The sequence below is a fragment of the Streptomyces sp. NPDC045967 genome (assembly GCF_056430495.1).
In genome coordinates this window covers 151,074-165,682 of record NZ_JBWKLE010000002.1, presented here as the reverse complement: position 1 = coordinate 165,682, position 14,609 = coordinate 151,074, and the positions used below count along the sequence as shown (strand labels likewise).

Annotated in this window: 10 protein-coding genes; 3 read left to right on the top strand and 7 right to left on the bottom strand. The window is 72.8% G+C overall.

Annotated features, from left to right (window positions below):
• Positions 1–124: 124 nt before the first annotated feature.
• Entirely contained in the window at positions 125–2,668 is a 2,544-nt protein-coding gene (locus AC07FY_RS04615) for a Tex family protein (RefSeq protein WP_479000318.1), read from the bottom strand.
• Positions 2,669–2,760: 92 nt separating this feature from the next.
• Positions 2,761–3,624 (bottom strand): SCO6745 family protein, encoded by an 864-nt coding sequence (locus tag AC07FY_RS04610; protein WP_479000315.1) that lies wholly within the window; start codon positions 3,622–3,624, stop codon positions 2,761–2,763.
• Between the two features lie 293 nt (positions 3,625–3,917).
• Between AC07FY_RS04610 and AC07FY_RS04605 the strand changes: the two genes are divergently transcribed.
• On the top strand, positions 3,918–5,465 hold the full coding sequence (locus tag AC07FY_RS04605; protein ID WP_479000312.1) for a M1 family metallopeptidase: 1,548 nt from the start codon (positions 3,918–3,920) through the stop codon (positions 5,463–5,465).
• A 7-nt stretch (positions 5,466–5,472) separates the two neighbouring features.
• Here AC07FY_RS04605 and AC07FY_RS04600 read toward each other — a convergent pair whose 3' ends face one another.
• The gene (locus AC07FY_RS04600) at positions 5,473–6,360 is read right to left on the bottom strand and encodes an oxygenase MpaB family protein (RefSeq protein ID WP_479000309.1); all 888 of its coding nucleotides are present in this window, start codon (positions 6,358–6,360) and stop codon (positions 5,473–5,475) included.
• A 286-nt stretch (positions 6,361–6,646) separates the two neighbouring features.
• On the opposite strand from AC07FY_RS04600, the gene sph reads away from it, so the two are divergent.
• Positions 6,647–7,636, top strand: coding sequence for a sphingomyelin phosphodiesterase (gene sph / locus AC07FY_RS04595; protein ID WP_479000306.1), 990 nt, complete (start codon positions 6,647–6,649; stop codon positions 7,634–7,636).
• A gap of 42 nt (positions 7,637–7,678) precedes the next feature.
• On the opposite strand, the gene AC07FY_RS04590 is transcribed toward sph, so the two are convergent.
• Both AC07FY_RS04590 and AC07FY_RS04585 read right to left on the bottom strand, forming a co-directional pair.
• Positions 7,679–8,113 carry a hypothetical protein gene (locus tag AC07FY_RS04590; protein WP_479000304.1) on the bottom strand — a complete coding sequence of 145 codons (435 nt, stop codon included), beginning with the start codon at positions 8,111–8,113 and terminating at the stop codon, positions 7,679–7,681.
• Positions 8,114–8,258: 145 nt separating this feature from the next.
• Complete coding sequence (locus AC07FY_RS04585) at positions 8,259–10,100, bottom strand: AMP-dependent synthetase/ligase (RefSeq protein ID WP_479000302.1); 1,842 nt, start codon at positions 10,098–10,100, stop codon at positions 8,259–8,261.
• An 85-nt stretch (positions 10,101–10,185) separates the two neighbouring features.
• Here AC07FY_RS04585 and AC07FY_RS04580 point away from each other — a divergent pair, with 85 nt between their 5' ends.
• Positions 10,186–10,977 carry a MerR family transcriptional regulator gene (locus AC07FY_RS04580; protein ID WP_479000299.1) on the top strand — a complete coding sequence of 264 codons (792 nt, stop codon included), beginning with the start codon at positions 10,186–10,188 and terminating at the stop codon, positions 10,975–10,977.
• Positions 10,978–11,090: 113 nt separating this feature from the next.
• Here AC07FY_RS04580 and AC07FY_RS04575 read toward each other — a convergent pair whose 3' ends face one another.
• Together AC07FY_RS04575 and AC07FY_RS04570 are read right to left on the bottom strand one after the other, a co-directional pair.
• The gene (locus AC07FY_RS04575) at positions 11,091–13,262 is read right to left on the bottom strand and encodes a 3-hydroxyacyl-CoA dehydrogenase NAD-binding domain-containing protein (protein ID WP_479000296.1); all 2,172 of its coding nucleotides are present in this window, start codon (positions 13,260–13,262) and stop codon (positions 11,091–11,093) included.
• Positions 13,263–13,382: 120 nt separating this feature from the next.
• Positions 13,383–14,597 carry an acetyl-CoA C-acetyltransferase gene (locus tag AC07FY_RS04570; protein ID WP_479000294.1) on the bottom strand — a complete coding sequence of 405 codons (1,215 nt, stop codon included), beginning with the start codon at positions 14,595–14,597 and terminating at the stop codon, positions 13,383–13,385.
• Positions 14,598–14,609: the final 12 nt, after the last annotated feature.

Sequence of the window (14,609 nt, the reverse complement as noted above, 5' to 3'; positions counted from 1 at the left end):
GAACGGGCGTTCCACCATGCCTACAGATCTTGTACGGGAGTTGGCAAGGCCGGTCCCGGGCCGGGGGACCTATTCGGCCACCGCCCGGAGGGTCCGCGGGCGCCGGGTGGCCGCATCTCCCCGGTTACCGCTTGCGGCGCTCCTCGGGTCCGGTGAGGCCGGCCCGGCGCAGTGCGTCGGCCATCGCGCTGTTGGCGGGCGCGGGGGCGGAGGCGGACGCCCCGCCACCCTGGCGGGGCCCCTGACCGCGACGTCCCTGACCGCGCTGCCCCTCGACGCCGCCTGGGCGCTCCCCCTGACCGCGCCGGCCCTGCCCCTGACCCTGCCCCCGCGCCTGACCGCCCTGGCCCTGGCCAGTTTGGCCTTGGCTGCCCTGCCCCGGCCCCTGGCCGCCCTGGCCCTGACCGTCCGCGCCGCGCTGCCGCGGCGGACGGCCGCCGCCCCGCCGCTCCTGGCCCGGGTTGCCCGCGCCGCGCTCCGCGCCCGCCTCGTCCTCCAGCCGCAGGGTCAGCGAGATGCGCTTGCGCGGGATGTCCACGTCCATGACCTTCACGCGGACGACGTCGCCCGGCTTGACCACGTCCCGGGGGTCCTTGACGAAGGTCTTCGACAGCGCCGAGACATGCGCGAGCCCGTCCTGGTGCACGCCGATGTCGATGAAGGCGCCGAAGGCGGCCACGTTGGTGACCACGCCCTCCAGCACCATCCCGGGAGCCAGGTCCCCGATCTTCTCCACACCCTCCTTGAAGGTGGCGGTCTTGAAGGCGGGGCGCGGGTCGCGGCCGGGCTTCTCCAGCTCGCGCAGGATGTCGGTGACGGTGGGCAGGCCGAAGGACTCGGTGACGAACTGCTCCGGCCGCAGGGAGCGCAGGACTCCGGTGTTGCCGATCAGCGCGGCCACCTCGCCGCCCGCCGTCTTGCCCATCGCCCGGACCACCGGGTACGCCTCGGGGTGCACCGCGGAGGCGTCCAGCGGGTCGTCCCCGCCGCGGATCCGCAGGAAGCCGGCGCACTGCTCGTACGCCTTCGGACCCAGCCGCGGCACGTCCTTGAGGCCCTTGCGGTTGCGGAAGGGGCCGTTGGCGTCGCGGTGGGCGACGATGTTCTCGGCGAGGCCGCCGCTGATGCCCGACACCCGCGAGAGCAGCGGCGCGGAGGCGGTGTTCACGTCCACGCCGACACCGTTCACACAGTCCTCGACCACCGCGTCGAGGGAGCGGGAGAGCTTCATCTCGGACAGGTCGTGCTGGTACTGGCCGACGCCGATCGACTTCGGGTCGATCTTGACCAGTTCGGCCAGCGGGTCCTGGAGGCGGCGGGCGATGGAGACCGCGCCGCGCAACGACACGTCCATGCCGGGGAGCTCCTGCGAGGCGAAGGCCGACGCGGAGTACACGGAGGCGCCCGCCTCCGAGACCATCACCTTGGTGAGCTTCAGCTCGGGGTGGCGGGCGATCAGCTCCCCGGCGAGCTTGTCGGTCTCGCGGGAGGCCGTGCCGTTGCCGATGGCGACCAGCTCGACGGCGTGCTGCTCCGCGAGCCGGGCGAGCTTGGCGAGGGACTCGTCCCACTTGTTGGCGGGCACGTGCGGGTAGATGACGTCGGTGGCCACCACCTTGCCGGTGGCGTCCACGACGGCCACCTTCACGCCGGTGCGGAAGCCCGGGTCCAGGCCGAGCGTCGCGCGAGTGCCGGCCGGGGCGGCGAGCAGCAGGTCGCGCAGGTTCGCGGCGAAGACCCGCACGGCCTCGTCCTCGGCGGCCGCGCGCAGCCGCGTCCGCAGGTCGATGCCGAGGTGCACCTGGATCTTCGTCCGCCAGGCCCAGCGGACCGTGTCGGCCAGCCACTTGTCGCCGGGGCGGCTGTGCTCCGAGGGGGTCGCGATGCCGAAGCGGCGGGCGACCATGACCTCGTACGTGGAGGGGCCGGGCGTCTCGCTCGGCGGCTCCGGCTCCAGCGTGAGGTCGAGGACGTCCTCCTTCTCGCCGCGCAGCATGGCGAGGACCCGGTGCGAGGGGAGGTCGGTGAAGGGCTCGGCGAAGTCGAAGTAGTCGGCGAACTTGGCGCCCGCCTCCTCCTTGCCCTCGCGGACCTTCGCGGCGAGCCGCCCCCGGTTCCACATGCGCTCGCGCAGCTCGCCGATCAGGTCGGCGTCCTCGGCGAACCGCTCGGTGAGGATCGCGCGGGCACCCTCCAGGGCGGCGGCCGGGTCGGCGACGCCCTTGCCGGCGTCGACGAACGCGGCGGCCGCGGCGGCCGGTTCCCCGGACGGGTCGGTCAGCAGCTTCTCGGCGAGCGGTTCCAGACCGGCCTCGCGGGCGATCTGCGCCTTGGTGCGCCGCTTGGGCTTGAAGGGCAGGTAGATGTCCTCCAGCCGGGCCTTGGTGTCGGCCGCGTTGATCCGCGCCTCCAGCTCGGCGTCCAGCTTGCCCTGCTCCCGTACGGAGTCCAGGATCGCGGCGCGCCGGTCCTCCAGCTCGCGCAGGTAGCGCAGCCGTTCCTCGAGGGTGCGCAGCTGCTCGTCGTCGAGCATCTCGGTCGCTTCCTTGCGGTAGCGCGCGATGAACGGCACGGTGGAGCCGCCGTCGAGCAGCTCGACGGCGGCCTTGACCTGCCGCTCCCGTACGCCGAGCTCCTCGGCGATCCTGCCTTCGATGGACATCGTCACGATCGGGTCCCGCCTGCCTTCGTTTGCACTGGAAGGCTGCCAATTGTGGCAGGTGGCGGTGGCGGGGCGCCGTAAGGGAGCCCGGGGCCCCGTCACGCCTTGGCGCGCAGGCCCGCCGGGAAGGCTCCGGCGGCCATCGCCGTGCGCACGAAGCCGCCGCCGAGTTCGGCGAGGCGGGCGAGGCCCTCGGCGCCGAGGTGTTCGTAGGGGGCGGCGTCGAGGCGGTCGGTGTCGGCCTCCAGGTTCTCGCGGACGGCCCTGCCCTTCTCGGTGAGCTCGCCGTCCGCGTCGAGGACGCCGCGCGCGCGGAGCCGGTCGGCCGCGGCGTCCAGGTCGGACTGCTCCCAGCCGCGGACGGCCTTGAGCCAGCTCGGAGCCATTCCCTTGCCGGTGGCCGTGTGGCTGACGAGGGCCTCGAGCGGGTCGAGGCCGGCGAGGAGGAGGGCGGCGAGGTGGCCGTCGCCGCGGTGCTCGCGCAGCAGGGTGGTGGCGTGCCACAGCCGCAGGTGCGGTGCCTCGGGTACGGGGAGGTCGGCGTGGGCCGCGTAGAGGGTGCGGGCGTGCCGGGTGCAGGCCTCGGTGGCGCGCAGGGCCAGCTCGGCGGCCTCGGCGAGCTCGGGTGACGCGATGGCCTCCTCGCCGAGCAGCCTGCGCAGGGTGGCGTCGGCGGCGCGCAGCCGGGCGGCGAGGACCTGCTCGGGCGTGGCGGTGTCCCAGACGGCGGGCAGGTGCCGGGCGATGAGGTCGTGGCGGTAGTTGTAGAACGTCGCGGTCACCGTGCCCGCGCCGACGGCGCCCATGGCGGCGGAGCGGTGGGCGAGGTTGACGGCCGCACGGTCGGTGATGCCGAGGCCGGCGAACTCCTCGAGGGTGTCCGGGGAGAAGTAGACGGTGGAGTGCAGGGGGTTGATCGCGGCGTGCCAGCAGTGCCGGGCGGCGAGCGGGGGAAGGGTCATGAACGGCAGGTTACCGACTGCTCAGTATGTCGGGTAGGCCGTGCCGGGCACCGCGTCCGGGCGGCTCCCGGCGGGCTCCGCTCCTGCGGCCGGGGCGGCCCGAAGGCGGCCGTCGGGACGGTTCCGGCGCGCCGTGCGGGGGCTGCGCTTTTTGGCCTTTCCTCGGCTGTGACGGCCGAATGGCGATCGTGTGACAGCAGGAGCCATGGACATGACGTGGGGCGCCACGCGTGAATACGGTCGAGCGACAAGCGCTTGAACCGATCTGACTCCTCTCCCACTTGGAGCCCTTCGTGCACCGCAAAGTCATCGCCCCGAGCGTGCTCGCCGCCTCCCTGCTGCTGGTGATCCCGGCATCCGCGGCGAGTTCCGGTCCGGGCGCCCCGGGTATCGGCGATCCTTACTACCCGGCCAGCGGCAACGGCGGATACGACGTGTCGCACTACGACCTCCGGCTGAAGTACCAGCCCGAGACGGACCTGCTCGAAGGCACCGCCACCCTCCTCGCCACCGCCAAGCAGGACCTGTCCCGGTTCAACCTGGACTTCGGCCTCCAGGTCAGCGAGGTCCGGGTCAACGGGACCAAGGCGAAGTTCGCGGCGTCCGGCAGCCACGAGCTGGAGGTCACCCCGGCGAAGCCGCTGGCGCGCAACACCCCGCTGACCGTCGTGGTCAAGTACGCGGGCAAGCCCTCCGAGTTGAAGGTGGACGGCTGGACGGCCTGGCACCGCACGCCCGACGGCGGGGTGGCGGCGCAGGAGCCCGACTCGGCGGTCTGGTGGTTCCCGAGCAACGACCACCCGCTCGACAAGGCCACCTTCGACGTCTCGGTCAACGTCCCCGACGGCACCCAGGCGATCAGCAACGGCGTGCTCCAGTCGCAGACCTCGCGGCTGGGCTGGACCAGGTACAACTGGCGGTCCAACAAGCCCCAGGCCACCTACCTCGCCACGCTCGCGGTCGGCAAGTTCGACATCACCACCGACAAGACGGCGAGCGGTCTGCCGGTCCTCAACGCCTACAGCAAGGACCTCGGCGACAACGCCGGGGCGGCGCGGGCCAGCGTGGAGCGGACCGGCGAGGTCGCCGAATGGCTGGAGGGGGTCTTCGGCCCCTACCCGTTCAACGCGCTGGGCGGATACGTGCCGAACGTGACCGCCGGTTTCGCACTGGAGACCCAGACGCGCCCGTTCTACGGCCCGGGGCAGTTCCGCAACGGCGCCAACGTCTCGGTGGTCGTGCACGAGCTGGCCCACCAGTGGTACGGCGACAGCGTGTCGGTCGAAGGCTGGAAGGACATCTGGATCAACGAGGGCTTCGCCCGCTACAGCCAGTGGCTGTGGTCGGAGAAGGAGGGCGAGGGCACCGCGCAGGAACTGGCCGACTGGGCCTACTCCGTCCGCCCGGCCGAGGACCCCTTCTGGCAGGTCAAGCCCGGTGACCCGGGCCCGGAGAACCAGTTCCACGGGGCCGTCTACGACCGTGGCGCCATCGCCCTGCAGGCGCTGCGCAACGAGATCGGCGACGAGAAGTTCTTCGAGATCCTCAAGGGCTGGCCGGCCGAGCGGGCCTACGGCAACGCCAAGGTCGGCGACTTCGTCCGCTACGCGGAGAAGGTGTCGGGCGAGCCGCTGGCCCAGCTGTTCGAGACCTGGCTCTACACGCCGGGCAAGCCGGACGCCTCGGCCCTGAACCCCGCGGGGGCCGGCGCCGCGGCCCGGTCCTCCTCGGCGGTCCCGGCGCCGAAGACCGAGCCGAAGTCCTGGAAAAAAATCGCGGAGACGAACACGATCCACCGCCACGACGAGCACGACGAGCGCGGCGAGCACGCCGGGCACTGAGCGTCGGTCAGCGGGCGGCGGCGTGCCGACGGGCACGCGCCGCCCGCGCGACGGGCAGGTACCGCAGCCGCTCCGGCAGCACCGGTACCAGGAGCCGCACGAGCGTGCTGAACCGGCGCAGCCTGCGCTCCTGGGCCGGGGTCCACTCCAGCCCGATGGCCGCGCGCGCCTCGGGCGGCATATAGCCGGCCGTGACGAAGGCCCGGAAGTGCAGGAAGGCCACGCGCAGCGCCGGCCAGGCGAGCCGCAGCAGCAGCCGGACCAGAGGCCCGCCGGCCTCGGGCCGGGGCAGCGGGACGTCGGTGGCGACCAGCTCGCGGGCGACGGCGGTGGGGCCGATCTCCTCGGCGAGCATTCGGGCCCAGTACGTCCAGTACTCCTCGACGGTCCGGGGCATGTCCCGGTCGCGCAGGCCCAGGATCCGGCCGACCTGGAGCCACTCGCGGTAGAGCTGCCGTTCCTGGGCGGGGGTCATGTGCCGCAGGAGGTAGCGCCCGGCGTACAGGTAGACGGGGAACCCGGTCGCGTGCACCCAGGCGTAGCAGGCCGGGTCCAGCGCGTGGTAGCGCCGGCCCCGCGTGTCGACGCCCTGGATGTCCTTGTGCAGGCGGCGCACCCGGCGCCCTTCCTCGGCGGCGCCCTCCCCGCCGTACACCCACAGCTGGACCGAGCGCAGCGAGCGCTCGCCGCGCCCCCAGGGGTCGGTGCGGAAGACGGAGTACTGGTCGACTCCGGCCGCGACGGCCGGGTGGGCGACCTGCAGGGTGAAGGCGGCGGGCAGCATGAGCAGGGACCGGACGTCTCCGGCGATGGTCCACAGCACCCCGCCGGGCGGGGGCGGCTCGGGGTCCGCCCCGCGCACGGCGCCCGCGGCCGGGTGTTCCGTCGTGGCCATGCGCGTGCCCCCAGGGGTGTCGAACTCGCCGTACGTCCAGTATGGCCCGCGGTTCGGTCCGCCCGGCGGGCCCGGGGCGGCGGGCGGCTCCCGGTCCCGCGAGGACCCCGCGGCTGAAGCCGCCGGCTCCGTTCCCGGCCGTTGCGCGACCGCGCCGCCGGGCCGCGTCGCCGCGTCGTCGCGGCCCGGACAGAAAGTCGCCGCACGGGTGTTACCCAGAGGTAACCGCGGCTGCTTGGATGGCGGAGCCGATCCGGTCTTCCCCGCAGGAACGATGGAGTCCCCCATGCCGCAGACCTCTGCCCGCCGCCACCGGGCCGCCGCCGCTGCCGTCGCCGCGATCGCCGCGGGCGCCCTGGCCGCCACCACCGCTCCGGCCGCCGCGGCCGCGGAGCCCGCCGCAGCGCCGCGGCTCAGCGTCCTGTCGTACAACGTGTTCCTGATGAGCAAGAGCCTCTACCCGAACTGGGGTCAGGACCACCGGGCCGCGCAGATCCCCCGCGCCTCCTTCTACCGGGGCCACGACGTGGTCGTGCTCCAAGAGGCCTTCGACAACGCCGCCTCGGACGCGCTGAAGGCAGACTCCGCAGCCCAGTACCCCTACCAGACCCCCGTCGTCGGACGCGGCAGGACGGGCTGGGACGCCACGGGCGGCGCGTACTCCTCCACCACTCCGGAGGACGGCGGCGTCACGATCCTCAGCAAGTGGCCCATCGTCCGCAAGGAGCAGGTCGTCTACAAGGACGCCTGCGGCGCCGACTGGTGGTCCAACAAGGGCTTCGCCTACGTCGTGCTGGACGTGGGCGGCGCCAAGGTGCACGTCGTCGGCACCCACGCGCAGTCCACCGACCCGGGCTGCGCCGCCGGCGAGGCGGCGCAGATGCGCTCCCGGCAGTTCCGCGCCATCGACGCCTTCCTGGACGGCAAGAACATCCCGGCGAACGAACAGGTCATCGTGGCGGGCGACTTGAACGTCGACTCCCGCACCCCGGAGCTCGCCTCCATGCTGGCCGACGCCGATCTGGCGGGATCGGACACGCGCACCGGTCACCCGTACTCCTTCGACACCGCCCTGAACTCGATCGCCAGCTACCGCTACCCGAGCGATCCCCGCGAGGACCTGGACTACGTCCTGTACCGCAAGGGCAACGCCCGTCCGGCGGGCTGGGAGAACGCCGTGGTGAAGGAGCAGTCGGCCCCCTGGACGGTCTCCAGCTGGGGCACCTCCTACACGTACACCAACCTCTCCGACCACTACCCGGTGATCGGGCGCTGAGCCGGCCGGTGGCCGCCCCGGGCCGGACGGGCCCGGGGCGGCTCAAGACGGAATGGACAGCGACCAGCCGACGATGTCGGCGAGCCGGCCGCGCCACAACCCGTAGTGCATCGTCTGGTTCGGCGCTCCGGTGAGGAAGGTGGCCTCCCGCAGGTGCACCCACCGCGGCAGCGGGTTGGCCTCGCGCTCCTCCAGCTGCTCCTCCAGCACCTGGTTGATCAGCCTCGGCAGGCTGGCCAGCGACTCGGCGCCGGCGCCGGGCAGGTCGCGCAGCGCGGCCTCCCACTCCTCGGCGTACGCGTTGCGGCTGATCACCTGCCCGTAGATCACTCCGCCGGGGATGTTCAGCGACACCCCGAAGTGGGAGCGGTTCTCCTCGTCCTTGTTCACCAAATTGATCAGCATGCGCAGCTCCAGGTCCAGGAGCGGCTCCACCCTCTCCGGCGGCCGCAGCCAGGGCCGCTCGGCTGCGCTCACTCGGGAATCGTCGGCCATCGGGCACCCTCTCGGCGGGGGCCGGCCCGAGGGCCGCCCCAGGACTGGAACAGGAGTTTCCTGCTCCAGTGCCCGCCCGTCGCCGTCGCATGCCGCACGGGCGCCCCCGTTTCGCCGTCCGATCCGGTCACGACTGCTCGTACGGCTCCGCGTAGAGCCCGTCGATCAGGGCGCCGTACTTCTCCCGCACCACCCGGCGGCGCAGCTTCAGCGAGGGGGTGAGCTCCCCCGACTCCGGCCCCCACTCCTCGGTGAGCACGCGGTAGCGCTTGATCTGCTCGGTCCGGTTGAGCCGCGCGTTGGCGGCGCCCACCGCACGGGCTATCTCGGCCCGTACGGCGGGGTCCTCGGCGAGGGCGGCGAGCGAGTCGGCCGCGATGCCCCGGGCCGCGGCCCAGGCCGGCGCCAGCTCCGGGTCGAGTACCAGGAGCGCCACCAGGTAGGAGCGGCCGTCTCCGTGGACCAGGGCCTGGCCTATCAGCGGATGCTCCTTGACGGTGTTCTCCACCAGCGCCGGGGAGACGTTCTTGCCGTTGGAGGTGATGATCAGCTCCTTCTTGCGGTCGGTCAGCCAGAGGAACCCGTCCTCGTCCAGCCGGCCGACGTCCCCGGTCGGGAACCAGCCCTCCTCGTCGGCGGCGCTCCGCACGGTGCCGTCGGGCCGCAGGTAGCCGCCGAAGACGGTCGCGCCCCGGGTCAGGATCTCGCCGTCCTCGGCGAGCCGCAGCTCCACCCCCTCGATGGCGCGGCCCACCGAGCCCAGCCGGAAGGCGTCCGGACGGTTGACCGTGCACACGCCGGAGGTCTCGGTCAGCCCCCAGGCGTCCATGATGGTGATGCCCCAGCCCGCCCAGAAGCGGACCACGTCGATCGGCATGGGCGCCGTGGCGCTGGCCGTCCAGAGGAGGCGGTCCAGGCCGGCCAGGCTCAGCAGGGGGTCCAGTGCCCGCTCCTTGGCGGCGGCGTACGAGGCTTCGAGCGCGGCCGGTACCTGCTCACCGCGCTCGCGGTGGCCGGCGCGGGCCCGGGCGAGGTCGTTCGCGGCCTCGATCTGCGCGCGCTGCTCCTCGGGAAGCGTCCCGAGGACCGCCTTGACCCCGGCGGCGAGCTTCTCCCACACCCGGGGGACGCCGAAGAACTGCACCGGGCGCAGTTCGCGGACCGCCGCGGCCACCGCGGTCGGGTCGGCGCACAGCCGCACGTGCGCGGCGCGCAGCAGCGGCAGGTAGATGCCGAGCACGCGCTCCGCGATGTGCGCGAAGGGCAGGTAGCAGATGTGCTCGGCGTGCTCGGGCAGCTCCACGTTCCGGTCGAGGCGGACCGCCTGGAGCATGAGGTTGCGGTGGGTGAGGCGGACGCCCTTGGGGTCTCCGGTGGTGCCGGAGGTGTAGACGACGGTCAGCGGGTCCTCGGGGCGGCCCTCCTGCCAGGCCTTCTCGAAGCCCTCGGGCCGGTGCAGCCGGGCCCCGGCGGCGTACAGGGAGCCGTAGGTGCGGTGCGGGCCGGCCTCCGCGGCCTCGGCCACGACCAGCCGTTCCAGCGGCACTTCGGCGTCGGCGAGCAGCGGCTCCCACCGGACGAGCTCGCGGGCGCCCTCGACGACGGCGAACCTGGCCCGGCTGTGGCGGGCGATGTGGGCGATCTGCTCGGGCGCGGAGGTCCCGTACACGGTGACGGGTACGGCGCCGAGGTGGACGAGGGCGAGGTCGCTCAGCCAGTGCTCGGGCCGGTTGCCCATCATCATCAGCACGTGTTCGCCGCGCTCGACCCCCAGGGCGGCGTAGCCGGAGGCGAGGACGGCGACCTGGCGGCGCACCTCGCGCCAGGTGAGGGTCGTCCACGGGGCCGCCTGGGGGCCGGCGCGCCACGACAGGGCGGGCAGGTCGCCGTGGTCGGCGGCGTTGCGGGCCAGCAGGGCGGGGAGGGTGAGCTCCTCGGGTCGTCCGGGCAGTCGCAGGTTCGTGGTCATGGGCAGCTCCTGGCCGTTTCACATCGTTGGTGCGACAGCAATACTGTTGAACCCAAGCTGTGGAGCAGAGAGCGAGGCGCAGACGATGGCCGACCGGGCACCCGAGCCGATGCTCACCGTGGACGAGCTGGCGGCCCGGGCGGGCGTCACCGTCCGCACCGTACGGTTCTACAGCACGCGCGGGCTTTTGCCCCCTCCCGTGATCGGTCCTCGTCGGGTGGGGCACTACGGGCCGGAGCACCTGTCGCGGCTGGCGCTGATCGAGGAGTTGCAGCACCAGGGCATGACGCTGTCCGCCATCGAGCGCTACCTGGACGCCCTGCCCGACGACCTGAGCGCGCACGATCTGGCGATCCACCGCGCCCTGGTGGCCAGTTGGGCTCCCGATGCGGCCCAGGAGGTCTCCCGGGCGGAGCTGGAGAAGCGCGCGGGGCGGGGCCTGTCGGACACCGACGTCCGGAGGCTGACGGCGATGAACGTGCTCGCGGCCGCCGGGGACGGCTTCCGGGTGGACGTGGGGCTGCTGCGGCTGGGGGTGGCGCTGCTCGACGTACCGATCGCCCACGAGACGATCCTGGCGGCGCGCAGGGTGCTGGTGGAGCACACCCGCTCGGCGGCGCACGAGCTGACGGCGCTGTTCCGGGACGAGGTGTGGGGGCCGTTCACCCGGGGCGAGAGCGATCCGGAGCGGGTGGAGTCGATGAAGGCGCTGTCCGCACACATGCAGCCGATGGTGGTGCAGGCGCTGGTGACGGCCTTCCAGCGGTCCCTGCGGGAGGAACTGCGGGCGGCGTTCGTCTCCGGTGAGACGGTCGCGGAAGGAGCTGCGGACGGGACGGCGAGCGGGTCTGGGGGTGGGGCGTCCGGCGCGTCGTGAGCGGGCGCGAGCCACGGTCCGGGGAGGCCGGCCGGGACACCCCGGCCGGCCTCCCCGGACACCGCGTCAGGCGCTGTCGCAGGCGCCGTCGTCAGGCGCCGTCGTCAGCTCCTTCAGTCGCTGTACGTCTCGCCCCGCTCGGCCTTCGCCACCAGGGACGCCGGCGGGGTGAAGCGCTCGCCGTAGGTGGTGGCGAGTTCGCGCGCGCGGGCCACGAAGCCGGGCAGGCCGCCCTCGTAGCCGTTGATGTACTGGACGACGCCGCCGGTCCAGGCCGGGAAGCCGATGCCCATGATGGAGCCGATGTTGGCGTCGGCGATGGAGGTGAGCACGCCTTCGTCGAGGCAGCGGACGGTGTCCAGGGCCTCGGAGAAGAGCATCCGCTCCTTCATGTCCTCGAAGGGGATCTCGTACCCCGGCTTGGTGAAGTGCTCGCGCAGGCCCGGCCAGATGCCGGCGCGCTTGCCGGTCTCGTCGTACGCGTAGAAGCCGGCCCCGCCGCTGCGGCCCGGGCGTTCGAACTCGTCGACCATCCGGTCGATGACGGCGTCGGCGGGGTGCTCCGTCCACGCGCGGCCCTCGGCCTCGAAGGCCTTGCGGGTCTCGTTGCGGATCTTGCGCGGCAGGGTGAGGGTGAGCTCGTCCATCAGCGAGAGCACCTTGGCCGGGTAGCCGGCCTGGGCGGCGGCCTGCTCGATCGAGGCGGGCTCGACGCCCTCGCCGACCATGGCCACGCCCTCGTTGATGAACTGGCCGATGACGCGCGAGGTGAAGAAGCCGCGTGAGTCATTGACCACGATCGGGGTCTTGTTGATCTGGCGGACCAGGTCGAAGGCGCGGGCGACGGCCTCGTCGCCGGTGCGCTCGCCCTTGATGATCTCGACCAGCGGCATCTTGTCGACGGGCGAGAAGAAGTGCAGGCCGATGAAGTCGGCCTGCCGGGAAACCCCCTGCGCCAGGCCGGAGATGGGCAGGGTGGAGGTGTTGGAGCACAGCAGCGCGTCCGGGGCGACGACGTCCCCGATCTCCTGGAACACCTTGTGCTTGAGGGCGGTGTCCTCGAAGACGGCCTCGATGACGGCGTCGCAGCCGGCCAGGTCCGCCGCGTCGGCGGTGGGGGTGATGCGGGCCAGCAGCTCGGCGCGCTGGGCCTCGGTCGTACGGCCGCGGGAGACGGCCTTGTCGAGCAGCTTCTCGGAGTACGCCTTGCCCTTGGCGGCGGCCTCGGCGCTGACGTCCTTGAGCACCACCTCGATGCCCGCGCGGGCGCAGGAGTAGGCGATGCCCGCGCCCATCATGCCGGCGCCGAGCACGGCGACCTTGCGGACGGTGCGGGGTTCGACGCCCTGCGGGCGGCTGCGGCCGGCGTTGACGGCCTGGAGGTCGAAGAAGAACGCCTGGATCATGTTCTTGGCGGTCTGGCCGGTGACCAGCTCGGTGAAGTAGCGGGCCTCGATGGTCAGCGCCGTCTCGAAGTCCACCTGGGCGCCCTCGACGGCGCAGGCCAGGATGTTGCGCGGGGCCGGATAGGGGGCCCCGTTCAGCTGCTTCTTCAGGTTGGCGGGGAAGGCCGGCAGGTTGGCGGCGAACCGCGGGTTGGAGGGGGTGCCCCCCGGGATCTTGTAGCCGGGTACGTCCCAGGGCTGCTTCGACTCGGGGTTAGCGTCGATGAAGGCGCGCGCCTTGGCCATCATCTCCTCGGTCGTGTCCGCCAGTTCGTGGACCAGGCCGTTCTCCAGGGCGCGCCGGGGGTTGTACTGGGTGCCCTGGAGCAGCACCTTCAGCAGCGCGTCGGCGATGCCCATCAGGCGCACGGTGCGGGTGACGCCGCCGCCGGCCGGCAGGAGGCCGAGGGTGACCTCGGGCAGGCCGATCTTGGAGCCGGGGGCGTCGAGGGCGACGCGGTGGTGCGAGGCCAGGCAGATCTCGTAACCGCCGCCCAGCGCCGCGCCGTTGATCGCGGCGACCACGGGCTTGCCGAGGGTCTCGATGCGGCGCAGGGAGCGCTTGATCTCGGTCCCGGTGTCGAAGGCGAGCCGGGCGTGCTCGGGGCGCAACCGGATCATGTCCTTGAGGTCGCCGCCCGCGAAGAAGGTCTTCTTGGCGGAGGTGTAGATGATGCCCCGGATGGAGTCCTTCTCCGCCTCGGCCCGGTCGGCGATGGCCGCGATGGAGTCCTTGAAGGCCTGGTTCATGGTGTTGGCGGACTGGTCGGGGTCGTCGAGCACCAGGGTGACGACGCCGGTCTCGTCCTGTTCCCAGCGGATGGTGCGGGTCTCGGTCATGGGGTGGGTCTCTTCCGTGGAGGTCTGGTTCGGCGGGGCCGGGCGGGAGGGGCCGGCCGGAGGGGCCGGGAGGTCCGGATCGGGCGGCCGGCGCGGGTCTGGCCGCGCCGCGCCGTCCGGCTACAGGCGCTCGACGACGGTGGCGACGCCCATGCCGCCGCCGACGCAGAGGGTGACGAGCCCGTAGCGCTTGTCCTGGCGCTCCAGCTCGTCCACGATCGTCCCGAGGATCATCGCGCCGGTGGCGCCGAGCGGATGGCCGAGCGCGATGGCGCCGCCGTTGACGTTGACCTTCTCCAGCGGGACGCCCATGTCCTTGACGAAGCGCAGCACGACGCCGGCGAAGGCTTCGTTGATCTCGATCAGGTCGATGTCGTCGATGGTCAGCCCCGCCTTGGCGAGGGCCTTGCGGGTGGCCGGGGCGGGGCCGGTGAGCATGATCGTGGGCTCGGAGCCGGAGACGGCCGCCGAGACGATCCGGGCGCGGGGCGCGAGACCGTTGCGCTCGCCGGCCTCGCGGGAGCCGATCGCGACGAGGGAGGCCCCGTCGACGATGCCGGAGGAGTTGCCGGCGTGGTGGACGTGGTCGATCTTCTCGACCCAGTGGTACTTCTGCAGGGCGACGGCGTCGAAGCCGCCGAGCTCGCCGATCTCGGCGAAGGAGGGCTTGAGCTTGGCGAGGCTGTCCGCGGTGGTGCCGGGCCGGACGAACTCGTCGTGGTCCAGGACGACCAGCCCGTTGCGGTCGGTGACCGGCACCACGGACTTGGCGAAGCGGCCGTCCTTGATGGCCGCGGCGGCCCGCTCCTGGGAGAGCGCCGCGTACTCGTCGACGTCGCGCCGGGAGAATCCCTCGATGGTGGCGATCAGGTCGGCGCCGATGCCCTGGGGGACGAAGTTGACGTCCCAGTTGGTCATCGGGTCGTTGAACCAGGCGCCGCCGTCGGAGGCCATCGGGACGCGGGACATGGACTCCACGCCGCCCGCGAGGACCAGGTCCTCCCAGCCGGAGCGGACCTTGGCGGCGGCCAGGTTGACGGCCTCCAGACCGGAGGCGCAGAAGCGGTTCTCCTGTACGCCCGCCACGGTGTCCGGGAGTCCGGCGGCGATGGCCGCGATCCGGGCGATGTCGGAGCCCTGGTCGCCCACCGGGCCGACGACGCCGAGCACGATGTCGTCGATGGAGGCGGGGTCCAGCCCCGGGTTGCGCTCGCGCAGGGCGGCGATGAGGCCGACGACCAGGTCGATCGGCTTGGTGCCGTGCAGGGCGCCACTGGCCTTGCCGCGGCCGCGCGGGGTGCGGATCGCGTCGTACACGTACGCTTCGGTGCTCACTGGTCAAGCCTT

Excerpts from the sequence above, each read along its gene's own strand:
- AC07FY_RS04585 (WP_479000302.1), bottom strand. The coding sequence starts at position 10,100 with ATGACCACGAACCTGCGACTGCCCGGACGACCCGAGGAGCTCACCCTC.
- AC07FY_RS04600 (WP_479000309.1), bottom strand. The coding sequence starts at position 6,360 with ATGGCCACGACGGAACACCCGGCCGCGGGCGCCGTGCGCGGGGCGGAC.
- AC07FY_RS04575 (WP_479000296.1), bottom strand. The coding sequence starts at position 13,262 with ATGACCGAGACCCGCACCATCCGCTGGGAACAGGACGAGACCGGCGTC.
- AC07FY_RS04610 (WP_479000315.1), bottom strand. The coding sequence starts at position 3,624 with ATGACCCTTCCCCCGCTCGCCGCCCGGCACTGCTGGCACGCCGCGATC.
- AC07FY_RS04580 (WP_479000299.1), top strand. The coding sequence starts at position 10,186 with ATGGCCGACCGGGCACCCGAGCCGATGCTCACCGTGGACGAGCTGGCG.
- sph (WP_479000306.1), top strand. The coding sequence starts at position 6,647 with ATGCCGCAGACCTCTGCCCGCCGCCACCGGGCCGCCGCCGCTGCCGTC.